Raw genomic sequence first — 22,684 nt, 5'->3', positions numbered from 1 at the left:
GTTGGATTCCAACACCGGCAACTACCTCAAATCCCTGGTCAGAGACACCGGACCTGCACGTCGGAAAGGCATCTTCGTGCATGGTTCCAGGCAGTCGGCAGAGGTAATAGCCTACTTCGGTGACAGCTTGGATAAGCTGTACCAACTCGAACAATGGCTACCGGCATTCGAGCGCCTCAATCAGAGTCGTCCGGTGGCCGTAGTCATGAGGAACGCAGAGTCCTTTGCAACGGCCAAAGGCATCACCGACCTCCCACTGGTACTGGCAGAAACTCAACCTGATCTGATCGATCTGTACGCGCAGAACGATTACCGACTTGCGATCTATGTCAACAACAGTATGCGCAACTTCCAGTCGATGGCCGATACATCGATCATTCATGTTCACGTGGATCATGGTGAGAGCGATAAGACCAGTTCGATCTCGAACCAACTCAAGGCTTACGACAAAGTATTCGTGGCAGGACAAGCTGCGAAGGACCGGTGCCTGCGCGCGGTGTGGGGAATCGATCCGAACAAGCTGATCTCAATAGGACGGCCACCCCTGGACGGAGACTTCAAACCTGTCCTCCCCACCGACCCGCGGCCTACGGTGCTCTACGCACCTACCTGGCAAGGAGAAAACGAGGCGAACAACTTCACATCAGTCGATGTGTTGGGACCGGAGATCATTCGACAACTATTGGCAGACGGGGTTCGAGTTGTCTATCGACCCCATCCTCGTCTGACGGACATGGGGGAGTCAGCTGTCCAAAAAGCTGATGCGGAGATTCGGTCTACCCTGTCGGCTGCTGCAAAGGGAAGCGAACAGTTCATTGCGACGGACCAATCGATCTTTGACCTCTTCGAAGATGCAGATGTCCTGATCTCTGATATTTCAAGTGTGAGTTTGGACTTCCTCTATCTGCACACTGACAAAGGTCTCATTGTTACGGACCGGCACGACGATCCGACGGGCACGAGGAGCCAGTCGGCGATCGGGACTGAGTTGGGTGTACTCTCTTCGAGCACCGTCCAGGGGCTTGCTGAGATCGTCGAACAGGCGCTTAACGGATCGCACGCGTTGAGCAGTAGGCAACGACTCAAGTCACACTACTTCGACGGCCATCAGGTCGGGGGATCGACTCAGGCTTTCATCAATGCTGTTGAACGCGCGATATCGGAACGGGAGAACTCGACTCTGAGGCCTGACGGAAGCGCCGCAACCGACTGAGATCAGAGACTGTCATTCGTCGTTCGCCGGGACTCGAGCCGGAAACCGGAGGCTGAGGCTGCCGAACCTCGTCGGGTACACCTCGAAGTGGCCCAACGGCTGAGGTTCGACCCCGCCGGCTCCTTTCACGCGGAGTCTGCGGGGAAGGCCAGCGACCCTCAGATCGATCCAGAAATCGATGTGACCGTGATCGACTGCAGCGAAGTCATCCGCGTGAGCTTTCGTGACGACCTGAACCTCGCCGTCGGCCTGCTCAAGTCGAGCAGGCAACCGCCCGAAGCGTCCTCCCTTTCGTTCGGTCCATCGCAGCAGAGCCCAATCGGGATCCGACGCAGCTGCTCCGCTGAGAGTCACACCAATAGAGATCACGCTGCCTTCGATGCTGATGCTCGACAGGCGTGCCTCAGGCCATTGGCGGTGAAGAACAGTTCCGGACCTGTCGGGCGGAGGAAGAAGCAGTCGTCATTGAGGTAGAGGTAGTGGTCGGCCAGTCCTGGGATGTGATGCAGCTGCGATTCGATGGCGTGCGAATTGAAGACGGGAAGCACGCTGGGATCGGAGAAGATGTCCCTGTGGTCGACCACACTGATCTTCGGATCGTCGGTGTCCAACCACGATGGAACTTGACGGTCCGTGACGATGAAGATCTTTCGCACCCATGATGCGTAGTATTCGAGCGAACGCAGAGAGAATCGCAGCTCATCGCGGGACGTGAACCGAGAGTCGGAGACGGAGCTGGGCGCGTTCGTTCTCAGATCGACGCCGTCTCGAGTGGCTTGCATTCGCGCTCGCCATTCGGGGTCGGCGCCGTCTACCCAGGTGTAGACGGCGTCGACGGGTTCGCTGAGCACTCGAAGCTGCGGTGCAGGCAGCCTGAGCCGATTGTCATTGGCGACGGCGGCGTACCAGGCCGTCGGTTCGATGTAGTCGACGGTGAGGGAGTGATCGTTCTGGCGTCGGACCAGGGTTCCGGGCAGGTGACAGGCTCCGTCGGCCCGGGGCACATTCTCGTTCACCTGCTTCCACAATTCGACAGTGATGGTCAGCGCCGAAGTGGTGAGTTCTCTGCCGTTGCCGGCGCGGAGACGGCGCAGGCATGTCACGCTGCCGAGCCTGGCCGGGCGTTCGCGCGCAGTTCTCCGACTCAACCTCGCACCTCGGACATTGCGAAACCGGACCGACCAGGTGTCATCCCCGTGCGTCTCAACGCCTCCCTCGTTGGGAAGATCCGACAAGGCAGCAACGACTGCATCAGTATTCTCCGCATCGACGACCAACGTCGGGCGGAAGTGGCTCAGCCGGGGGAGCTCCGCGAATTCGATGTCGGCGCCGGCTAATGCGGAGCGCACCGCCGAGAGCGCCTGAATCTGCTCGTCACGGGCGTCGTAGACCCGCAGTCTCGTCGAAGAGCCGTTCGCGGTCGACGCGCGATGTCTGAGAGCAGCCGATTTCTGCCAGGGCTGTTCACCATGGCGCGTTCGAGAGAACCAGGCTTTGCGATCAGGCGTCAACCTGTCGGCGAGGAACGAACGCACCGACGACGGTGAGTACCACATTCTGGTAACGCCTCCTTGCGTTATACCGGAATCAGGGGATGGGCGGCAGTGAGAAGGGGATACCGCCAAGGTTCATTGAGTGCGACTCTATCGTCCCTGCCCGAAGAATGGCTATCAACGTGCTGACGAACCTCAAGATTGCTGTCTGCGAAGTGCTCATCGTTGACTCGCCCGAGCATCACGATCTACTACCTAAAACCCCAGTAAGTCTTGCCAAAATCGCAACTTCTGTGCAGACTTGAGTGGTGGTTACGACAGGCAACGGTGCTGACAGCACAGAGACGACGCTGGTCAGCCGTGTCCGCACCGCCATCAAAGGCACTGGAATCAACCACAGCGAAGTCGCCCGGCACATCGGGCTCGACGCCAGCAAACTCTCGAAATCTCTAGCCGGGACTCGGAAGTTCAGGGTCGAGGAGATCTCGCTCATCGCCGAACTCACCGAGGTCACCACGGACTGGCTCACGACCGGGAGAACAACACGGCCGCCTCGGCGAAGCATCGTCGCTGACCTTCCGGTCGTGCCCGCTGGTCCGGGTGAGGATCACACCGCCGGTCCGATGCCGGCGGCCGAGACGCCGCCGCGGACACCGGTGCCCGAGTGGATGTCGAAGGGCACTCGCAATCGGCTGAAGATCATCGCGGCCGCCTGGCGGCTCTACGCCGATCTCGGCATCGACAAGGTCCGCACCGAGGATGTCGCCGACGCGGCCGGGGTGAGCGCCTCGGCGGTGAACTACCACTTCCGGACGAAAGACCAGCTGCTGCAGTCGGCCCTACGGCACTCCCTCGATGTCATCGCCGAGACCCGCCACCTCAACGACTCCTCCGACCCCATCGGCGTGCTCCGCCACTTCGCACGCATCCATGCCGGAGTCGACCCGAAGATCCGAAGAGTGTGGTCGATCTGGCTCCAGTGCTGGGCCCGTGCGGCCACCGACGAAAGCGCCCGCGCGAACCTCACCGCCGTCTACGGCGAATGGATGGACATGATCACCACCGTCATCGACGGCGGCCAACGATCCGGCAGGATCCGCTCCGGCGATACCGCACTCCTGGTCAAATCCCTGTCGATCTTCATCGACGGCCTCGGCGTGGCCCGCACCACCGAACACATGCCCATCACCGATGACGAAGCGCTGACCATGCTCGAGAACTACCTCGCCGCCCACGTCCTCAGCGACGATACGCACTCCTTTGGCAGTCCAATCCCGAAGTCAGACCGGGTCGCCTCAGGCAGCCGGCCCGAACCGACGTCCCAGGAAGAAGGCACATGAATACACCGAACCGAAGACAAGCGCTGGGGGCAGGCCTTGCCGTCGCCGGCGTCGCGGGCTTGAGCGCCTGCGGCGGCGGGGAAGTCGGCGCCGCCGACGCCGGCGAACCCGTCAAGGGCGGAACCCTGCGCGTCGGCGTCACCGGCGGCAACTCCGCGGACACCATCGACGCCCACATCCCCGTCAACAACGGTGACATCGCGAGAACCGTCAACCTCTACAACGCCCTCTACGGCTGGGACGACGACTCCCAGGTCGTGCCGCTGCTGGCCGAATCGATCAAGGCCAACTGCGACTCCACCGTGTGGACGTGCACACTGAAAGAGGGCCTCAAATTCTCCGACGGCAAACCGATCACCTCCGAAGACGTCGTGTTCACGTTCGAGAGGATCAACGATCCCGACGACCCGAAGACCGCGGCAGCGAACTTCTCCATGCTGGAGAAAGTCGTCGCCAAGGACGATCGCACCGTCGAGTTCCGACTCAACGAATCTAACGGCCTGTTCAAGGACGCCGTCGCCGAATACACCGCCGCCATCGTCCCCGTCGGCTACGATCCGGAGAACCCGGTGTGCTCGGGACCGTTCAAACTCAAATCCTTCACCGCCGCTCAGTCGACGGTGCTCGTGCCCAACGAGCACTACTTCGACTTCGACAAGATGTACCTCGACGAGGTTGAGATCCTCAACTTCAACGACGACGACGCCCTCATCAACGCCCTCCTGTCCACCCAGGTCGACGCGATCGCCGGCATCCCGCTCGCGCTCGTCGAAGTCATCGACGCCGATGAGCGCATGTCCATCCTCAACTCGAAGACCGGCATGTGGCTGCCCTTCACCATGCGGGTGGACAAGAAGCCCTTCGACGACGTCAAGGTCCGGCAGGCCTTCCGCCTCGTCGTCGACCGCGAACAGATGATCGAACAGGTGCTCTCGGGCTATGGCACCGTGGGCAACGACATGTTCGGGCCGCTGAGCGAGAACTACCCGAAGTTCCCGCAGCGCAAACAGGACCTGGACAAAGCGAAGAAGCTCCTCGCCGAGGCGGGCTACCCCGACGGACTCGACGTCGAACTCGTCACCGCCCCCATCCAATCCGGAGCCGTCGAAGCCGCCCAGGTCTTCGCTCAGCAGGCCGCCGACGCCGGAATCCGGGTCAAGATCCGCAAGGTCGACGCCACCACGTTCTTCGGCGACGGCTACCTCAAATGGGATTTCGCCCAGGACTTCTGGTATACCCGCGACTTCATGCCGCAGGTCATCTCCTGCGCCCTGGACGAATCGCCGTTCAACGAAACCCACTGGGACGACCCGCAGTTCAACAAGGTCTTCGACAAGGCCCGCGCGATTCCGGAGCCCGAGAAGCGCCGGGACCTCGAGCACGAGCTGCAGAAGATGCTCTACGACGAGGGCGGATACATCGTCTGGGGCTTCGCCAACCAGGTCGACGCCTTCCAGAAGTACGTCGGAGGGCTCGTCCCCAACTCGACAGGACGTCCGCTGAGCGGTTGGAGATTCGACCGCGTATGGATCGGAGAGGTCTGACATGTTCGGAAAAGTCATCGGTAAGCGGCTGCTGTTCTCCGCGTTCATCCTCATCGCGGTCTCGCTGCTCGTCTTCGGCGCCACCCTGCTGCTGCCCGGCGATGCCGCCCGAGCGATCCTCGGCCAGCAGGCCACCCCGGAGCGCATCGCGGCCCTGAACGAACAGCTGGGACTCGACCAACCCGCCTGGCAGCGGTACTTCACCTGGCTGGGAGGACTCTTCGTCGGAGACTTCGGAACCTCCTCGGCGACGGGAGGATCGGTCGGCGCACTCCTCGGCGATCGGATCGGGGCTTCCTTCATCCTCATGGGACTGGCTGCGATCATCTCCGTGCCCTTGGGCATCGGCCTCGGCGTCTACCAGGCCCTGCACCGCGGGAAGCGTCGCGACCAGGGGATGACCGGAATCAGCCTCGTGCTCGCGGCCATGCCCGAATTCGTCATCGGCATCGGCCTCATCGCCATCTTCGCCACCTCGGTGTTCCAGATCCTGCCGGCCGTGACCCTGGCCCCGCCGGGAGAGCCCGTGTGGAACCGGCCGGAACAGCTGATCCTGCCCACCTTGACTCTCATCCTCGTCGTCACGCCCTATATTGTGCGGATGATGCGGGCGACGATGATCGAAGTCCTCGACTCCGGATTCGTCGAAATGGCGCGGCTCAAGGGTGTCCCGGAGAAGCGCGTGATCATGCGCCATGCCGTGCCCCACGCACTCGGACCGGTCGCTCAGGTCGTCGCGATCCAGCTGGCCTGGCTGGCCGGCGGCGTGGTCGTCGTCGAGTTCCTCTTCCGCTACCCGGGACTCGGCCAAGCACTCATCGATGCGGTGACCTACCGTGACGTGCAGGTCGTCCAAGCGATCTCCATGCTCGTCGCCGCCGTCTACGTCGTGGTGAACCTGGCGGCCGATGTCGTCGGCATCCTCACCAACCCGAAACTCAGGAGCGCAGCATGAGCACCGACGCCAACAGTCTTGATGACCTCAAGTCCGCGGCCACCGATGCCGCTGAGGTGCCCAAGGAATCCGCCACCACCTATGTTCCCTTCTACAAGCGGGTGCTCGCCCAGAAACAGGGCAAGATCGGCCTGATCATCACTGTGGTGGTCACGCTGCTCGCCTTGTGCGGGCCGTTGCTGCTGCCCTGGGCGACCGGCAACACCGCCACCGAGTTCGTCACGAAGCCGTTCAGTCCCTACGGGCTCTTCGGCTCCGACAACCTGGGCCGCGATGTGCTCTCCCGGTTCCTCGCCGGCGGTGTGACGCTCATAATCTACGGTGTGCTCGCCACCGCGCTCGGCATGGTCGTCGGCGCGATCATCGGCATGCTCGCCGCCTATGTCGGCGGAACCTTCGACGCCGTGATCATGCGACTCAACGATGTCATCCTCGCCATCCCGCAGCTCGTGTTCGCCCTGCTGGCGATCACGGTGCTCGGACCGCAGGGGTGGGTGCTCGTGACCGTCATCGGCCTCACCCACGCCCCGCGCATCGCCCGCGTGGCGCGGTCAGCGACCCTGGGCGTCATCACCGAGGACTACATCAAGGCCGCGGAGATGTACGCGATGCCCCGGTGGAAGGTGCTGCTGCGTGAGCTGCTGCCCAACATCACCGGACCGCTGAGCGTCGAGGCAGGGCTGCGCCTGACCTACTCGATCGGCTATATCGCCTCGCTGTCGTTCCTCGGACTCGGTCTGCAGCCGCCGGCGGCTGACTGGGGTCTGATGATCAACGAGAACCGCATCGCCCTGTCCATCCAACCCTGGGGTGTGCTGCTGCCGGTCATCGCGATCGCACTGCTGACCATTGGCACCAACCTGCTCGCGGACTCCTTCGCCCGAGCCACCGCATCAACATCCGTGGAGGCATGATGAGCCCGAAGACAGAGACCGTTCGCCACGACGATGCAAACGAACCGAACGAGAAGATCGTCCTGCGCGTCAGCGACCTGCGCGTGCTGACGAACGCCGGGGATGAGATCCTCCACGGTGTCGACTTCGCCCTGTCCCGAGGAGAGATCCTCGGGCTCGTGGGCGAGTCCGGTTCCGGTAAGACCACGGCCGGTCTGGCCTGCATGGGACACTTCCGGGAAGGCCTGAAGTTCGGGTCGGGATCCGTGAGCATCTGGCCGCGCGGTGACGCCACCCACCTCGAGGTCGGCGAACTCGACGAGGTGGCCCTGCGGGATCTGCGCGGATCCCGAATCGCGTACATCCCCCAGGATCCGGCACTCTCGCTCAACCCGGCAATGCGTGTGGGCGAGCAGATCCGGGAGGTCCTCGACATCCACGACTTCGGAGCCTCGGATCGTGAGCGAGCTGATCGCGTTGCAGAGGTGCTCGTTGACGTCGGCTTGCCCGGGGATCGTGCCTATCAGCGACGCTGGCCCCATCAGCTCTCCGGCGGTCAGCAGCAGCGCATCGGCATCGCCATGGCCTTCGCCATGTATCCTGACGTGCTCATTCTCGACGAACCGACGACGGGTCTGGACGTGTCCACGCAGTCGGTCGTGCTCGACACGATCCGGCAGATGACGGTGGCGAACAACGTCGCCGGTCTCTACATCACCCACGACCTCGCGGTGATCAAGGACATCTCCGACCGAGTGGCCGTGATGCTGCGCGGCGACCTCGTCGAAGAGGGACCGGTGTCGGCAGTGCTCGAACGTCCGCAGCATGAGTACACGAAGATGCTCATGGCAGCGGTGCCGGACTTGGCCGGGCGGAAGACGATCGGTGACGGGGCCGCGGAAGCGAAAGCCGTCGTCGAGGCTGATGAGAAGACACATATCCTCGTGTCGGCGGGGGAGAAGTCCGGCGATTCGGAAACGGAACGGACCGATGCTGACGGGGCGGCCGCCTCGGTGAGGGATGGGGGCGGTGAGGCCCCCTCGGTGACTGCGCCTCTGCTCGAGGTCAAAGATGTGGCGCTCGCCTACGGGAAGACGCAGATCCTCGACGGGATCAACCTGACGCTCGAGCCGGGGGAGTGCACGATGCTGCTCGGAGAATCCGGGTCGGGTAAGACAACTCTGTCGCAGTGTGTGGCCGGGCTCAACGACGACTACAAGGGCTCGGTGAAGCTGCGCGGAACGGAGCTGGCGCGGTCGACGCGCAAGCGCACGAACGAGGAGCGCGTGGGCATCCAGTACGTGTTCCAGTCGCCGTTCTCCTCACTCAATCCGCGACGATCCATCGGTCAGTCGCTGACGGTGCCATTGGAGATGAGCGGTCAGGGAACGGCCGCGAGCCGGAAGGCCGCTGTCGAGGAGGCGCTGGATTCGGTGCGTCTGGGACGGACGTTCTACCACCGGCGCCCCGGTGACCTCTCCGGTGGTGAGCGGCAGAGGGCGGCGATCGCCCGTGCGCTGGTCAACGCACCGTCGGTGATGGTCTGTGATGAGATCACCTCGGCGCTCGACGTCAGCGTGCAGGCATCGATCGTCGCCCTGCTGCGGAGCTTGCGGGAGGAACGTCAGCTGGCGATGCTCTTCGTCACGCACAACATCGCACTCTCCCGGCACATCGCCGACAATCTTGCGGTGCTCAACCAGGGCAAAATCGTCGATTACGGTCCGACCGCGCAGGTGCTCGAGAACCCGACGCACGAGTACACGCGGGCGCTGATCGCCGACGTGCCGAAGTTCTGAGGGCTTGTGGCACAGTTTGGGGCGGGTAGCACCTGTTCAAACAGGTGCTACCCGCCCCAAACTGTGTTGTGAGCCGACGATGCTCTGAAGGTCGTCAGCGATCAGTCGAGGTAGAACCGTTCGCCGATGCGTTATCGTCGGAGGCGGCATCCTCGTCGCGGTCCTCATCCTCGCCGGTTTCATCGGTGCGGCCGAAGTCGTCGGGATCGACCTTATCGAGGTACTCGGATGACGGTGCACCTCCGGCCTCGTGATCGAGGTTCTCCGCAGCTTTGCGCATGCTGTCTGATGTGTTGCCTTCGGTGCTGTTGTCGTCGGTTGACATTCTGGTCACCTTTCGCTGGAGAGCGCGGATAGGTGATCAGTCTACGTGGTGCCTCTGCCGAGCGGCACCCCCGTAATGCCTCATGCCAACATGCCCGCACCCCTACCCAGTTGGATCAAAGCGTGTCAGCATAGGTTCGTACACTCGATAGAGAAGGGATGATCGTGATGAGCGATTTCAGCGAAGACGAGAAGGATCCGAAAGTGGCCCCCGAGGGAGCCAGGGATGACGTTGCGGAAATGCCCGGCACGGATTCCGCGTCGAAGGAGAAAGAGGACGAATTGGTCGATGAGTGGGAGGAAGAGTCCTTCCCCGCGAGCGATCCGCCAGCACACTACTGACTTCCGTGATCGCAGGGCCCGGCACCGATGCACAGGTGCCGGGCCCTGCGTCGCGGCAGTGAGCATAGTGCCGCTTCGACTGAGGAACTGACCAGATTGCGCTTGGCCTACTCGTCCATTGTGAGTACGAGTTTGCCGGTGGTGCGGTTGGTCTCGCCCTCTCGGTGGGCTTCTGCTGCCTTCGAGAGCGGGAAAGTGCCGGCGATTGTGGCACGCAGTGCACCGTCGTCGACGAGCCCGGAGATGGTTTCCAGTGTGCTGCGCGAGGAGTCCACGAGCATCCGAAGTGCTCGCACTCCGAGCTGATCTGCTTCGCGAAGGAGATCAGCGGAGCCGACAGGGATGAGCGACACGAGAGAGCCGCCCTTTCGAAGCGTGTGCAGGGAGCGCATTGCCGTGTCACCGCCGATCGTGTCGAGCACCGCGTCGACGTCTTGCACTCGCTCGGTTAGGTCCTCTGTGCGGTAGTCGACGACCTCATCGACGCCGAGCTCGCGCAGGAAGCCGTGCTTCGCCGAACTCGCGGTTCCGATCACGTATGCGCCCAGCGATTTCGCGATCTGTACGGCTATGTGCCCGACGCCGCCTGCGGCCGCGTGAATCAGCACACGCTGTCCGGGCTGTAAGCCGGCGTTGTCGACGAGCGCCTGCCAAGCGGTCAGAGAGGCGAGGGGGAGTGCTCCCGCCTGCACATGGTCGACCGATCGGGGTTTCGACGCGAAGAATCTGGCCGGGGCGGCGACGTATTCGGCGTGGGAGCCGAGCCCAAACGGATACGACAGCATGCCGAACACCTCGTCTCCGGGCGCGAACGTCGCGACGCCGATGCCGACGGCTTCGACCACTCCGGAGACGTCCCAGCCGAGCACCAATGGCAGATCGTCGACGAAGCCGTGGCCGGAACGGTGCTTCCAATCGGTCGGGTTGAGACCCGCAGCGTGGACTTTCACAAGGATTTCGTTGGGGCGGGGCTTCGGTCGTGGGATCTCGGTGATTTCGAGGACGTCGGCGCTTCCAAAAGTCTGCTGACTGACGGCGCGCATCATCGTTTCGGTGTTGATCTCGGTGTTCATATTCCCATTGTGTCACTTCAGAAGCCGAAGCTGGCCTGACAATCCCCGGGGCGATGGTGCATTGCGGCCGAGTGCAGCGGGGCCCTGCTGTTCGATGGCGAAGTCGTCGATGAGCTGACCGTCTGTCTTCGCAGGGGTCCATTGTCAGGCTCGGGCCGTTGTCAGCGGGAGTGAGAGGTGTCACGATGAAGACCATTGTGTAGTTGGGCGAACCGACGATCGAGACGTCCTGCCTCGCGGAGAGAAGGAGAATATCATGCTCATCGTCTTGTGGGTCATCGCAGGAGTTCTGGCCCTGTCTGGCGTCCTCGCTCTGTTCCGAAAGGAGTACAAATTGGGCATCGTCTGTCTCATCGCCGCCTGCATCGTCGGTCCCGTGCTGACCGCCTTCTTCGGAGGGCCTCCGGCCGGTCCGCGAAGTTGACCTGAGATCGTATCGATAAAGGCCCGGCTCAGGGTTGTCAAGACTGTTTACAGGGGTCTCCGCACAATGCCAGGCTAAGAAGACCGCGTACACCGCGGCGGGTCCCCGCGGGGTCCGGACAGATAAACACAGATGCTGAGGAGGAACAAGGGATGAACCACAGTCACTTGCGCACGGTCTACGGGAGCGGCGGTCCATATGCCACGGTCTACCTTGAGGGTCGTACTCCTTCAGCCGATGCCGAGACGCAGCTGCGTCTGCGCTGGTCGGAGCTGCGAGACCAGCTGTCCGAAAGCGGGGCAGAGGAGTCTCTCCTCGAGTCCATCGATGCGATCATCCTCGTCGATGAACCCACCGAGGTGCACACGGACGGTCGGACCATCGTGGCGAACTCACAAGGAGTTCTGCTGGACGAACATTGGGACGCGGCGTTGGGAGATGGCGACGCGGCGCACTACGGAGACGTGCCCGAACTCGGAGCCTACCTCCGCCAGGAGTCCAGACAGTTCGACGTCGTTCTCGTCATCGCCGGGCAGGATGGTGCGGCCGTCCGTGAACTGAGCGTGACCCCGGATCGCGAACGCATCGAGAACGAGCCGGTCCACGTGACCGGCGACAACGACGAAGACATCAACAAGCCGCGGCGAGGAGCTTACTCACACAACCAGATCCGGCGCCGCGTCGATGAGATCATCAAAGACAACGCGCGCGCGGTCGCCGACTTCATCGACCGATTGATCACCGATCATGCACCCGACGCCGTCGTCCTGGCAGGAGAAGTGCAGGGCAGAACTGTCGTCAAGGCCGAACTGTCCGTAAGGGCCGAAGAGCTGCTTCACGAGATCTCAGAAGGCGGCAATGACGATGACGGTGCCGAAGAGGCGATCGATGTGGCGGTCCGAACACTCGTGACCAGACTCGCCGGCGAGCGCGAGGCCGAGAACTCCGAACGGCTGGCCGAGAGCAAGGCCCACGACCGTGCGGTCGAAGGCCACGCCGAAGTCGCGAAGGCAGTCGAGCGCGGTGCGGTGGCGACCCTGCTGCTCGACGACGCCGAAGCGGCAGAGGGCGAAGCAGGCATCATCGCCCAAGCTGTTCTGTCCTCAGCAGAGATCGGGCTCAGTCATGAGCCGATGTCCGAAGGCATCGCTGCGATTCTCCGCTACGACGTCGGCGCTGCGCTGGCGGACTGAGGCGCAACTATCTGCTGGTAGATAGTATCCAATGAGTTAATAAAATGTGTAGGGTTGGTCCATGACAGCCGATCTCGGCAGGCCGGAAGGATCCTCTGATGAATCGCCCGACGAAATGCTTGACCCCGCACAACTCGAAGTCGCCCGGCGACGAAGTCATCCGACAGACCCGCACCCCGCGCCGTATCCTCGTGCTCGGGGCGACCGGCTACATCGGTGGTCGCCTTGTGCCTCGCCTGCTGCAGGCTGGTCACGAGGTGCGGGCCGGGGTGCGGCGACCGGAGAAGCTCAAGCAGGTTCCATGGGCGGCTGACGTCGACGTGAGAACCGTCGACCTCGACACCGGTCGCGGTCTCGATGACAGCCTCAGCGGCATCGATACGGCCTATTACCTGGTGCATTCCATGGGGTCCGGTGGGGACTTCGAGGCGGCTGAGGCCGAAGCAGCCAGGCGCTTCGCCAGTGCGGCTGCGTCCGCCGGCGTCCGCCGCGTCGTCTACCTCGGAGGGCTCCATCCGGAGGGACGTGAGCTGTCAAAGCATATGCGCTCACGGGCGAACGTCGGCCGCATTCTGCTCGACTCCGAGGTCGACGCGATCGTCTTCAACGCCGGCATCATCATCGGCTCCGGCTCTGCCTCGTTCGAGATGGTTCGCCATCTCGCTCTGACCCTCAGATGGATGCCGGCACCGGACTGGGTGGCCAACCGTGTCGAGCCGCTGTCGGTTCGGGACGCGCTCTACTACCTTCTCTCCGCGGCCGATGTGCAGGAGGCGGTCAACCGGTCCTTCGACATCGGTTCACGTCAGATCCTCACTTATGCGAACGTGATGCGTACTTTTGCTGCCGTCGCAGGGCTCAAGCCCCGCCACGTCATCGCTTTGCCTCTTCCCGCACCGACGCTGTCAGGCATCTGGGTCGGGTTGGTCACCCCGCTGCCGTTCAGCCTCACCTTGCCGCTCGTCCAATCCTTGCAGGAGGATGCTGTGGCCTCGGACCAGGACGTCGACGCGGTCATCCCGCCGCCCGAGTCCGGACTCATCGGGTTCGCCGACGCCGTCCGACTCGCCCTGCGCCGCGAAGTCGAAGGTGCCGTGGATACGAACTGGGACGCCGACGCCGGAGAGCTCGACGAGGCGGCCCAGCCGTCGCCCAGTGATCCGAAGTGGTCCGGCCGGCGCATCTTCACCGATGAGCGGTCGACGACGATCAGCGGTGTCAGCGCCGCCGAGGTGTGGCCTGTGATCGAGGGGATCGGTGGGACCAACGGCTGGTACTCGTGGCCGCTCGCATGGAAGATTCGTGGGATCTGGGACAAAGCAGTCGGAGGCGCTGGCCTCAACCGGGGCCGACGGCTGCCCGACAGCCTGCGCATCGGCGATCCCGTCGACTGGTGGCGAGTCGAACAGCTGGAGCCGAACTCTCGTCTTCTGCTGCGCGCCGAGATGAAGGTCTCCGGTCACGCGTGGCTCGAATTCGCTCTGACAGACTCAGTCGAAGGCTGTGAGTATCACCAGACGGCGACCTTCATCCCCATTGGAGTGCGAGGCCGCATCTACTGGGCCCTCGTCGCCCCGTTTCATCGCTTCATCTTTCCCGCGATGGCGAAGAACATCGCAGCCGAGGCGCGGCGCCGAGCCTGAACGTTCCCGGTTTTGTCCATGATCAGGGGGCTGTCGTCAGCATCGAAGCGAAGCCGTGCCGGTACGTGGGGTAGCCGAGTTCGCCCATGAGCGAGCCGAAGCGAGTTCCGTCGATCCGTTTGCCGCTCGGCTTCTCGTCGTCGGCATGGCCGGGGACGGGCACGCCGAGGCGGCCGGCGATGAAGGCGGCGACGTCGCCCATCTGGGCAGGAAGCGAATCGACAGCGTGGACCAGGTCCGGCGGTTCCGAGCCGAGTGCCAAGCGCTCGAGGCCGCGCACGAGGTCGTTTCGGTGGATGCGATTCGTCCACCGCTGATGGTTGAACCGCTGGCCGCGTCGCACGGAGTCGATGAGGCGGGTGCGGCCAGGTCCGTAGATACCAGCCGGGCGGACGATGGTGAGGTGGTCGAAGAGCTCGGCCGCCTCGGACTCGGCCGCAGCGAGGACCTCACCCGGCCCGGACCCTGGGGCGAGTGGAGCGTCTTCGGTGATCACACGCGTCGGGTCCTCCGCAAGGACACGCGTGGAGGAGACCAGGACGACTCGGCCCGGCTGTGACCCGAGCACGCGGGCAAGCCCCCTCAGCCCGTGGAGGTACGAGTGTTCGTATCCGGCCCGGGTCGGCTCGTCCGGGGTGAGAGTGATGACAACCGCGTCAAGTTCGTTTAACCGCGAATCGCTGCGGGTAGGGACTTCTGCATCAGTGCGGCCGGGAGCTCCGAATCCGGAGAGGTCCATACTGATCGTCTCGAAGGCGTCGGGCAGTTCGGAGACGCGTCGGCGCAGTCCGATCACCCGGTGCCCCTGGTCGACCAGTCGCAGGCCCAGCCGTGTGCCCAGGTCTCCGCACCCGGCCATGAGAATCCTGCGACCGTTCGTCGTGCTCATTTCGCCTCACTCTTCATCCGGTCATAGGCGGCCAATGCCGCCTGGCGCGATGCCTTGAGATCGACGATCGGCTCGCGATCATTCTGCGAGCGTTCCGCCCGAGTGAGACCGCCCGGACCGCGGCCCAACCACCTGCCCACGTACTCGCAGTCGGGATCGAAACGCTCACGTTGGCGTTCGGGATTGAAGATCCGAAAATACGGAGCCGCATCGGCTCCGCACCCGGCCACCCATTGCCACGACACCGGATTGTTCGCTTCGTCGGCATCGACGAGCGTGTCCCAGAACCACTGTTCGCCGTGCCACCAGTGGATGAGCAGATTCTTCGTCAGGAAGCTCGCCGTGGCCATCCGCACTCGATTGTGCATCCATCCGGTCTGCCACAGCTGAGCCATGCCGGCGTCGACGAGGTCGATCCCGGTCGTGCCGCTGCACCAGTGGTCGAGTGCCTCGGGGTCGTCCTCATAGGGGAAGGACGCGAATTCAGGTCGCATCGGTTCGGATTCGACGCCCGGCAGGTGATAGGCCAGGTGCCAGGAGAACTCGCGCCAGTAGAGCTGGCGGATCCATGCCTGCCGATCATCGTCCCGCACCTCCGGTATGTCCAGGGCCGCTGCCAGCAGCTGGCGGGGGGAGAGTTCGCCGAAGCGCAGTCGCGGCGACAGGCCGGACGTACTGTCGGGGTCGGCCGGGACATCGTGCGACTCGGCGTAGTCGCCGATGGCCTCGCTCAGCTCCTGCAGCTTCCGGAGGGCCTCCCGACTCCCGGGATTCCAGTGCTCGGCCACGGTCGTGCGCCACCATTGCGGAGTCCGAGCCGAAGCGAAATCGCCGGAGGCCGTATCGGTCCCGTCGAGCAGACCGAGACTCTCGAGGCTGCGCACCCAGGGGTGCTCGTCCAGGGATTTCCGTCGCGCATCGGACAGAGGCTTCTGTTCGGCAGGCGGAGGGAGGACGTCGCCGACTGTGCAATCGCGGACGGCTTTGAAGAACGGGGTGAAGACCTTGTAGAAGTCTCCGCCCTGCGGGCTGACCGTCCAAGGCTCGACGAGAAGCGCACCGCAATGGGAGTGCGCCGGACACCCGGCATCGGTCAGCCGCGTCTTGATCTGCGCGTCGAGGTCACGGGAGGCCGGTGCATAGCGGCGCGACCAGCGGACCGCATCGACCTCCAGGTCCGCGGCGGCTCGGGGGATGATGTCTGCGGCAGAACCTGCGGCGAAGAGCAGCGGGATCCCGAGCGTCGCGAGTTCTGACTCCAGGGCTCGCAGGGACTCGTGTGCCCACCAGCGAGCGGCCCCTCCCAGCGGGCGTGGGCCCAGCCCGTCGTCATCGCGACACTCTCTGATCCAGAGGCCGATGACCTGACCGTCGGCGCGGGCTTCGGTCAGTGCCTCGTGGTCGTCGACCCGCAGGTCGTCGCGGAACCAGACGAGGGTCAGGTGCTCACGGTCGTGGCTCACCGGGGACCTCCGATCACAGCTGCTTCGCCCAGTCGGCGTTGCTCAGGGACAGCTCCTCGGCCATGCCGTCGAGGAAGCGGATGACGGCATCGCGTTCGCGGCTGGTGAGGTCGGCGGCGGCATGGACTCGTCTGGCCTGAGCACGTCCCACAGTCTCTCGTGCCGAGCGTGCTGTCGCCGCAGTGACGTCGATGGCGTATGCCCGGCGATCGCTGGGATGCAGCTTCCTGATGACATGCCCCTCCCGCTCCAGGCGATTGATCAGCTTCGTCACCGAGGCCGCCGACATGACCATGTGGGCAGACAGCATCTTCGGAGTCACCACCGCGTTCTGCCGCTTCGCTGCGATGAGATAGTGCAGCGCACGCATGTCCTGTTCGCTGAGCTTCATGAATCTGCGCGAAGCCTCGGAGAGGGTGCGCTCGGCCTCGCGCAGTCGGGCAAGCGCGTTCATGAGCTGAGCGATCTGCTCGCGGTCGGCGTCCGACAGGTCGGAGGAGTCGATGAGGTCGCCGGGAAAGCTGTTCTGCGATCCGGTGTACATGTTCTCTGCGATCGGGTCGTGAGCGCCCGCGGCCTCCGATGGCTCCATGCCGCAATCCTACTGATTCCCGTCCCTCGGTCGTAGAAGAATAACTCTCCGCATACAGTACACCAAAGTGTAGTATATGCAGAGAGTTATTGCATCGTGAGGGTGTCAGCTGCTGGTCGAGTAGACCTGCTGCGAACCTCCGGCACGGGTGCGGTTGCGGCGACGAGTCTCGGGGCTGGTGCCGCGGGATTCGGACGTGCGGCGGCTGCTCGGCTGACGACTCGAAGATTCCGCGCGCTGACCGCCCGAGCGGCCATTGCCGGAGCGGCCGCCGCGGGAGTTCTCGCGACGACGATTTCTCTCGCTGGTGTGCCCGGCGCCCCGGCCGCCGCTCTCGCTGCGACGCGATTCGCCGCTGCGACCGCCACCGGTGGCGGTCGAGTTCCCACGGCTGCGGTCGCTGCCGCCGTTGCCGGCGGCATCGCGACCCGAGCTTCCGCCGCGTCCGCTACGGCCACCTCGGCGACGGCGGGATGAACGACCATTCGACGTGGAAGGTCCGGTCTTCTTGCGCGGCTGGATGGGTTCCTTCGGCTGCGGGGCGACGTACTCGGCGATCTCACCGACGAGCTCGGTCACCTCGGGGGAGTCGGCGGTGACCTTCTGCGGGGTCGCCTTGATGGCGGCCTTGCGCAGGAGGATCTGAGTGTCCTTGCGCTCTTCGGCGGTCATCACCGTGACGACGTCACCGGCGCTGCCGGCACGTGCGGTGCGACCGGAGCGGTGCAGGTACGCCTTGTGCTCGGTCGGGGGATCGACGTGGACGACGAGCTCGACGGAGTCGACGTGGACGCCGCGGGCGGCGATGTCCGTGGCCACGAGCACCTTCGCCTCACCATCGGTGAACGCGGCGAGGTTGCGATCGCGCGCGCCCTGCGACAGGTTGCCGTGCAGGTCGACGGCGGGAATGCCCGCTGCCGTGAGTTGGCGGGCGAAGCGCTTGGCTCGGTGCTTCGTGCGGGTGAAGAGGATGCGGCGGCCCGTGCCGGAGGCGAGCTTGTGCACGAGTTCGTTCTTGTCGTCGACCGACACCTCGAACACGTGGTGGGTCATGGCCGACACATGCGAGGTCGCCTCGTCGACGGAGTGCAGAACCTCGTTGTGGAGGAAACGACGGACGAGCTTGTCGACGTCGTTGTCCAAGGTGGCGGAGAAGAACATCCGCTGTCCCTCGGCCGGGGTCTGCTTGAGGATGCGGGTGACTCCGGGAAGGAAGCCGAGGTCAGCCATGTGATCGGCCTCGTCGAGGATGGTGACCTCGATGTTCTCAAGCGTGAGAATGTCCTGCTGGAGCAGGTCCTCGAGGCGGCCGGGGCAGGCCACGACGATGTCGACGCCGGAGTTGAGTGCAGTCTCCTGCCGCTTCTGTTTGACGCCGCCGAAGATCGTCGTCGTCCTCAGGCCCACGGCCTTGGCCAACGGGTCGATGACCTCGGTGATCTGCGTGGCGAGCTCACGGGTGGGGGCAAGGACGAGTCCGCGCGGGTGGCGGAACTTCTGGGATCCTTTGCCGGATTCGGCCAGGCGGGTGACGAGCGGAATGGAGAAGGCCAGGGTCTTGCCGGACCCGGTCTTTCCGCGGCCGAGCACATCGCGGCCGGCCAGCGTGTCGGGCAGGGTGTCCTGCTGGATCGGGAAAGCCTGGGTCTTGCCTTCCTTGCTGAGCGTGTCGACCAGCTTCTGGGGAACTCCGAATTCGGCGAAGGTGGTCGGTGCCTGAGTGGCCTTCTTCGTGCGATTGCCGGTGCTGGTTGTGTTGGTGTTTCGGTTGTTGCTGCCGCGGGTGCGGGTGTTGCGGGGATTGGTGCGAGTCTGTGACGTAGTGATGGGGTGGCCCTTCGACGTGCCGGAGGGCGTGCTGGTGCCGTGAATAGGTGGCAGGCAGCCGCTTCCGGTCATGGAATGAGCGCTGTCGGCGCTCTCGATCGCCGAGAGAAAACAGCTTCGGAAATGCGCGGGTTCTTTCACCCAGCTGCAGAGACGAGGCGTCCTGACGACGCAGGGAACCCGAAAACGGGTTCGCAAGTACCTTCAGTATACCGCCGGCGGGGTCGCGAGCAGAATCCGCCGGTGGGATGCCCGGCCCCGCCAGGCTTAAGCCGGACGGCCGAGTCGTTCGTCGGTTGACAGCTCCGAGGCGGTGTCCGGGACGGCGTCGAGCGGTTCGAGGGAAGCCGCCTCGGTGTCGGGCATTGAACTGGGCACGGTGCCGGGCACGGTCGATTCCGACTCTGCGAGTACGGGTACGGTCGGCTTACGACGTGGCCTGCGTCGCCCGGTAGCCCATGCCCCGATGGCCACCGACGCCCAGCCGATGCCGATTCCGGCGATGTCGTCGAGGATGTAGTGCCAGCCGAAGTAGAGGGTGGCCACGACGGTGACTGCGAAGAAGACCCACGTGATCGTCTGGACGATGCGCTTCTGTTTCGTCAGCGTCATGAAGAGAGCCGCGGCGAAGGTCACCGAGACGTGGAGCGAAGCGAACGCGGCGACACCCTGGATGGAGTCGCTGCCGATGGGATTGCTGAGATACGCGAGCCGGGTGTCGATGAGGGATTCCTGGAGCTGACTGACTCCGGTATCGGGAAGAGCACGGTAGGCCTCGGGATGGCTGAACACCGGTCCGACCGAGGGCAGGAGGTAGTAGCTGACCGTGCCGAGAACCCAATTGAGGCTCAACGTCGTCGCGAGCCAGGCGCCGATTCTGTGATTGCGGTTGAGCACGAGGAACCCGCCGAGGGTGATCGGGATGGCCGGAAGGTAGGCGAGGTAGGCGATGGACAGGAAGTTCGCCGCGATGCCGGTGCCGAGGAGATCGTGCAGCAACACCGACGGGGTGTGTCCGAAGCTGAGCCAGTTGTCGAGCCGGAACAGCTGCCGATCGAAGAGGGTGCCTTCGCGGTACACCGGCAGCACGCTCTTGAGATTGCGATAGGCGACGTAGCAGATGTAGAAGCTCAGCAGTCCGGCGCCGATGCACAGCAGCCGGTGGGTGTTCCACTCCTTCCGGGCGATGTCGGCGATGGTCGTCGGCAGATTCCGCCACCCGTTTCGCCTCACTGCTTCCACGACCAGACCGCCGCCGATGAATCCGAGAGCCAACAAGGGCAACCGAATGTATGAGGGTCCGAGGAAACCGTCGGGATCCCGCAACGGGAGATCGAGGTAGAGGGAGGAGAACATGGCGACCGCTCCGACGAGGAGAGCGAGAGCCATGGCAAAGGTGTAGGGCCAACGTCGCAATCTGGTCATCGGAACACCGTAGTAATTCACTTTTAGTACATCTTCGGATTTTCCTCGGAAGCCGCTGACCGTAGCCCGTCTCGCCCGTGCCGGCGGACCAGAACAGAATGGCCCACCCACTGTGCGGCTCGCGGCATTAGTGTTGGTCCATGACAGAAGGTCCATTGAACGCGCCTCCGAATCGCGATGACCCGATACCCGAGGGACTCAAACTAGGTGCCCGTTTCACCGGATACCTGCTGGTGATCATCGCGGGAATCACAGTCGCGATCTTCGTGGCACTGCAGGTCGCACAGATCGTCGTTCCATTCCTGGCCGGCCTCGTGCTCTCTGCCCTCCTGGTCCCCATGTCGACGTTCCTGCTGCGGCATCGGTGGCCGAAATGGTTGGCGGTGGTCACCGTCTGGGTGGTCGTCCTCGGCCTGTTGGCCGGGCTCGTCCTCCTCATCACCTTTCAGATCAGAAGTGAGATACCTGAGATCCAGAAGCAGGTGGCGACGACCCTGGACGCGGCGAAGCAGCTCTTGGCCACGCAGCCGTTCGGACTCACCGAAGCCAAACTCAATGATCTCGTCGATTCCTCGGGGAAGTGGCTGCAGGACAACGCCGCCGGTCTCGGCTCCGGTGCCGCCGAGGTGGGCACGACGGCGGCTCATGTCATCGAAGGCGTCATCATCATCCTGTTCGTCACCCTCTTCGCGCTCATCGACGGGCGCGGCATCTGGACCTGGGTCGTCAACATCTGGCCGAAGAAGGCGCATGCGCGGATCTTCGCGGCCGGTGAGGCCGGTTGGAAGACGCTGACGAACTTCATTCGGATCCAGCTCGTCGTCGCGGCCAGCGATGCGATCGGAATCGGAGTGGGTGCTCTGATCCTCGGCGTCCCCTTGGCGGTGCCGATCGCCATGGTGGTCTTCCTCGGTGCCTTCGTGCCGTTCGTCGGAGCGATCGTGGGCGGAGCGGTCGCGGTGGGCTTGGCGCTGCTCTTCAACGGGTGGGTGCACGGCCTGATCATGCTCGGGATCGTCATCGTCGTCCAACAGCTCGAAAGCCACGTTCTGCAGCCGTGGCTGACAGGGCCCACAGTGAAGATCCACCCCCTGGCGGTGATCCTCGGGGTGACAGCGGGAGCAGCGGTGGCGGGCATCGCCGGGGCTTTCTTCTCCGTGCCGGTCATCGCGACTCTCAATGCGATGATCCATACGGCCAAAGACTACAGAGTGGGACAGCGTTGAGAAGGGCCGGGCCACGGTTGAACCGATTGGAGATCGTCAGGGGCGCGCTTCGGCGTCTGCGCGACGACGAGTGCCTCGACAGAGCTGCCGGGCTGAGCTTCTACGCTCTGCTCTCTGCTGCCCCGGCGATCCTCGCCATGGTGTCACTGCTCGGCGTGGTCGGGGAAGCCGAGTCGACCACGAAGGCGGTGCTCTCCCTGGTCCACGGAGTCTCGGCCGAGGCGGCCTCGGCGATCCGCCCGCTCATCGTCGAACTCACCGAGTCGTCTTCGGCCGGAGTCACCCTCATCGGCAGCCTGCTGCTGGCGATCTGGTCATCGTCGAAATACATCGGCGCGCTCGGTCGTGCCCTGAACGCTGTCTACCGGGTCGAGGAGACCAGACCGTATTGGAAGTTCAAGCCGCTCATGCTCCTGATGACCGTGGTCACGCTTATCGTCCTGGCCGCTCTGGGGCTGCTGCTCGTGCTGTCCGGGCCCATCGCCGAAACGCTCGGCGAGCTCATCGGAATGGGCGCGACTGCTTTGTTGATCTGGAACGTGGTCAGATGGCCGGTCTTCGTCTTCTTCGTCATGCTGCTCATCGCCCTGCTCTACTACGTGACCCCGAACGTCAGGCGGTCGAAGTTCCGGTGGGTCAGCCTCGGTGCGTTCGTCGCCATGTTCGTGCTGCTTGCCGTCTCGGCCTGCTTCGTGCTCTACATCAACAATTTCAGCAGCTACAACGTCACCTATGGGTCGATCGGGGGAGTGATCGTCGGGCTCGTCTGGGTGTGGATGGTCAACCTCTCGCTGCTCCTCGGCGCCGAGTTCGACGCCGAGATCGAACGCGAGCGGCAACGGCAGTCCGACGGTGACGCAGACGTGCTGTTCCGACGGCCGACGGGAGGCGGTCGTTCGGATCGCGGCAGCCAGGGGCGTCCTGCTGACCGCACTCACGGCAGCCAGGGGCGTCCTGCTGACCGCAGTCACAGCAACTCGGGGCCGAGGAACCAGGCCACGGGCCGCTGACCGGAAGCCCGTCTCG

General features: G+C 63.9%; 20 protein-coding genes. 12 read left to right on the top strand and 8 right to left on the bottom strand.

Annotated features, from left to right (window positions below; all coding sequences use genetic code 11):
* Position 1 precedes the first annotated feature (1 nt).
* Positions 2–1,213, top strand: a complete 1,212-nt coding sequence (locus GUY30_RS13525) for a CDP-glycerol glycerophosphotransferase family protein (protein WP_167198560.1) — start codon at positions 2–4, stop codon at positions 1,211–1,213.
* A gap of 365 nt (positions 1,214–1,578) precedes the next feature.
* Here the strand turns inward: GUY30_RS13525 and GUY30_RS17795 are convergent, their stop codons facing one another.
* Entirely contained in the window at positions 1,579–2,316 is a 738-nt protein-coding gene (locus GUY30_RS17795; RefSeq protein ID WP_208091419.1) for a stealth family protein, read from the bottom strand.
* Between the two features lie 698 nt (positions 2,317–3,014).
* On the opposite strand from GUY30_RS17795, the gene GUY30_RS13515 reads away from it, so the two are divergent.
* Genes GUY30_RS13515 through GUY30_RS13495 form a run of 5 tightly spaced genes read left to right on the top strand, consistent with a single transcriptional unit; the run spans position 3,015 to position 9,237 of the window.
* Positions 3,015–4,046, top strand: a complete 1,032-nt coding sequence (locus GUY30_RS13515) for a TetR/AcrR family transcriptional regulator (RefSeq protein ID WP_228281356.1) — start codon at positions 3,015–3,017, stop codon at positions 4,044–4,046.
* Positions 4,043–5,590, top strand: a complete 1,548-nt coding sequence (locus GUY30_RS13510; RefSeq protein WP_167198554.1) for an ABC transporter substrate-binding protein — start codon at positions 4,043–4,045, stop codon at positions 5,588–5,590. Before GUY30_RS13515 ends, GUY30_RS13510 begins: the two co-directional genes overlap by 4 nt.
* A gap of 1 nt (position 5,591) precedes the next feature.
* Entirely contained in the window at positions 5,592–6,545 is a 954-nt protein-coding gene (locus GUY30_RS13505) for an ABC transporter permease (RefSeq protein ID WP_039206970.1), read from the top strand.
* Positions 6,542–7,459, top strand: coding sequence for an ABC transporter permease (locus GUY30_RS13500; RefSeq protein WP_208091418.1), 918 nt, complete (start codon positions 6,542–6,544; stop codon positions 7,457–7,459). The genes GUY30_RS13505 and GUY30_RS13500 overlap by 4 nt, the downstream gene beginning before the upstream one ends.
* Complete coding sequence (locus tag GUY30_RS13495; RefSeq protein ID WP_167198551.1) at positions 7,459–9,237, top strand: ABC transporter ATP-binding protein; 1,779 nt, start codon at positions 7,459–7,461, stop codon at positions 9,235–9,237. Before GUY30_RS13500 ends, GUY30_RS13495 begins: the two co-directional genes overlap by 1 nt.
* Positions 9,238–9,331: 94 nt before the next feature.
* Here the strand turns inward: GUY30_RS13495 and GUY30_RS13490 are convergent, their stop codons facing one another.
* Positions 9,332–9,562, bottom strand: a complete 231-nt coding sequence (locus GUY30_RS13490) for a hypothetical protein (RefSeq protein WP_167198548.1) — start codon at positions 9,560–9,562, stop codon at positions 9,332–9,334.
* 167 nt (positions 9,563–9,729) lie between these two features.
* Between GUY30_RS13490 and GUY30_RS13485 the strand changes: the two genes are divergently transcribed.
* A complete protein-coding gene (locus tag GUY30_RS13485; protein ID WP_156483920.1) occupies positions 9,730–9,903 on the top strand; it encodes a hypothetical protein in 174 nt (57 codons plus the stop codon).
* A gap of 107 nt (positions 9,904–10,010) precedes the next feature.
* Here the strand turns inward: GUY30_RS13485 and GUY30_RS13480 are convergent, their stop codons facing one another.
* On the bottom strand, positions 10,011–10,976 hold the full coding sequence (locus GUY30_RS13480) for an NADP-dependent oxidoreductase (protein ID WP_208091417.1): 966 nt from the start codon (positions 10,974–10,976) through the stop codon (positions 10,011–10,013).
* 256 nt (positions 10,977–11,232) lie between these two features.
* Here GUY30_RS13480 and GUY30_RS13475 point away from each other — a divergent pair, with 256 nt between their 5' ends.
* The 3 genes from GUY30_RS13475 (at position 11,233) to GUY30_RS13465 (ending at position 14,236) form a co-directional block, all read left to right on the top strand.
* A complete protein-coding gene (locus GUY30_RS13475) occupies positions 11,233–11,400 on the top strand; it encodes a GPGG-motif small membrane protein (RefSeq protein WP_162835618.1) in 168 nt (55 codons plus the stop codon).
* 152 nt (positions 11,401–11,552) lie between these two features.
* A complete protein-coding gene (locus tag GUY30_RS13470; protein ID WP_167198545.1) occupies positions 11,553–12,593 on the top strand; it encodes a baeRF2 domain-containing protein in 1,041 nt (346 codons plus the stop codon).
* Positions 12,594–12,691: 98 nt separating this feature from the next.
* Positions 12,692–14,236, top strand: coding sequence for an SDR family oxidoreductase (locus GUY30_RS13465; protein WP_167198541.1), 1,545 nt, complete (start codon positions 12,692–12,694; stop codon positions 14,234–14,236).
* Between the two features lie 22 nt (positions 14,237–14,258).
* Here GUY30_RS13465 and GUY30_RS13460 read toward each other — a convergent pair whose 3' ends face one another.
* The 5 genes from GUY30_RS13460 to GUY30_RS13440 all read right to left on the bottom strand — a co-directional run bounded on the left by GUY30_RS13460 (position 14,259) and on the right by GUY30_RS13440 (position 20,396).
* Positions 14,259–15,125, bottom strand: a complete 867-nt coding sequence (locus GUY30_RS13460) for a Rossmann-fold NAD(P)-binding domain-containing protein (RefSeq protein ID WP_167198538.1) — start codon at positions 15,123–15,125, stop codon at positions 14,259–14,261.
* Complete coding sequence (locus GUY30_RS13455; protein ID WP_208091416.1) at positions 15,122–16,588, bottom strand: cryptochrome/photolyase family protein; 1,467 nt, start codon at positions 16,586–16,588, stop codon at positions 15,122–15,124. The genes GUY30_RS13460 and GUY30_RS13455 overlap by 4 nt, the downstream gene beginning before the upstream one ends.
* Positions 16,589–16,601: 13 nt before the next feature.
* Positions 16,602–17,180: a MarR family winged helix-turn-helix transcriptional regulator gene (locus tag GUY30_RS13450; protein WP_167198535.1), complete on the bottom strand. Its 579-nt coding sequence runs from the start codon at positions 17,178–17,180 to the stop codon at positions 16,602–16,604.
* Between the two features lie 105 nt (positions 17,181–17,285).
* A complete protein-coding gene (locus tag GUY30_RS13445) occupies positions 17,286–19,079 on the bottom strand; it encodes a DEAD/DEAH box helicase (protein ID WP_167198532.1) in 1,794 nt (597 codons plus the stop codon).
* 195 nt (positions 19,080–19,274) lie between these two features.
* Positions 19,275–20,396, bottom strand: coding sequence for a phosphatase PAP2 family protein (locus GUY30_RS13440; RefSeq protein WP_167198529.1), 1,122 nt, complete (start codon positions 20,394–20,396; stop codon positions 19,275–19,277).
* A 176-nt stretch (positions 20,397–20,572) separates the two neighbouring features.
* Here GUY30_RS13440 and GUY30_RS13435 point away from each other — a divergent pair, with 176 nt between their 5' ends.
* The gene (locus GUY30_RS13435) at positions 20,573–21,658 is read left to right on the top strand and encodes an AI-2E family transporter (RefSeq protein WP_167198526.1); all 1,086 of its coding nucleotides are present in this window, start codon (positions 20,573–20,575) and stop codon (positions 21,656–21,658) included.
* A gap of 26 nt (positions 21,659–21,684) precedes the next feature.
* A complete protein-coding gene (locus GUY30_RS13430) occupies positions 21,685–22,668 on the top strand; it encodes a YihY/virulence factor BrkB family protein (protein WP_167198523.1) in 984 nt (327 codons plus the stop codon).
* The last annotated feature ends 16 nt before the right edge of the window (positions 22,669–22,684 follow it).

It is taken from the genome of Brevibacterium pigmentatum (genome assembly GCF_011617465.1).
In the GTDB taxonomy this organism is placed as follows: Bacteria; Actinomycetota; Actinomycetes; order Actinomycetales; family Brevibacteriaceae; genus Brevibacterium; species Brevibacterium pigmentatum.
Note: the sequence above shows the minus strand (reverse complement) of the source record. Positions and strands in the feature narration are given on the sequence as shown.

What these genes read in the sequence shown, in the direction of transcription:
- GUY30_RS13510 (WP_167198554.1), top strand. Translation starts at nt 4,043, where the DNA reads ATGAATACACCGAACCGAAGACAAGCGCTGGGGGCAGGCCTTGCCGTC.
- GUY30_RS13505 (WP_039206970.1), top strand. Translation starts at nt 5,592, where the DNA reads ATGTTCGGAAAAGTCATCGGTAAGCGGCTGCTGTTCTCCGCGTTCATC.
- GUY30_RS13500 (WP_208091418.1), top strand. Translation starts at nt 6,542, where the DNA reads ATGAGCACCGACGCCAACAGTCTTGATGACCTCAAGTCCGCGGCCACC.
- GUY30_RS13495 (WP_167198551.1), top strand. Translation starts at nt 7,459, where the DNA reads ATGAGCCCGAAGACAGAGACCGTTCGCCACGACGATGCAAACGAACCG.
- GUY30_RS13490 (WP_167198548.1), bottom strand. Translation starts at nt 9,562, where the DNA reads ATGTCAACCGACGACAACAGCACCGAAGGCAACACATCAGACAGCATG.
- GUY30_RS13485 (WP_156483920.1), top strand. Translation starts at nt 9,730, where the DNA reads ATGAGCGATTTCAGCGAAGACGAGAAGGATCCGAAAGTGGCCCCCGAG.
- GUY30_RS13480 (WP_208091417.1), bottom strand. Translation starts at nt 10,976, where the DNA reads ATGAACACCGAGATCAACACCGAAACGATGATGCGCGCCGTCAGTCAG.
- GUY30_RS13475 (WP_162835618.1), top strand. Translation starts at nt 11,233, where the DNA reads ATGCTCATCGTCTTGTGGGTCATCGCAGGAGTTCTGGCCCTGTCTGGC.
- GUY30_RS13470 (WP_167198545.1), top strand. Translation starts at nt 11,553, where the DNA reads ATGAACCACAGTCACTTGCGCACGGTCTACGGGAGCGGCGGTCCATAT.
- GUY30_RS13465 (WP_167198541.1), top strand. Translation starts at nt 12,692, where the DNA reads ATGAATCGCCCGACGAAATGCTTGACCCCGCACAACTCGAAGTCGCCC.
- GUY30_RS13460 (WP_167198538.1), bottom strand. Translation starts at nt 15,125, where the DNA reads ATGAGCACGACGAACGGTCGCAGGATTCTCATGGCCGGGTGCGGAGAC.
- GUY30_RS13450 (WP_167198535.1), bottom strand. Translation starts at nt 17,180, where the DNA reads ATGGAGCCATCGGAGGCCGCGGGCGCTCACGACCCGATCGCAGAGAAC.
- GUY30_RS13445 (WP_167198532.1), bottom strand. Translation starts at nt 19,079, where the DNA reads ATGACCGGAAGCGGCTGCCTGCCACCTATTCACGGCACCAGCACGCCC.
- GUY30_RS13440 (WP_167198529.1), bottom strand. Translation starts at nt 20,396, where the DNA reads ATGGCTCTCGCTCTCCTCGTCGGAGCGGTCGCCATGTTCTCCTCCCTC.
- GUY30_RS13435 (WP_167198526.1), top strand. Translation starts at nt 20,573, where the DNA reads ATGACAGAAGGTCCATTGAACGCGCCTCCGAATCGCGATGACCCGATA.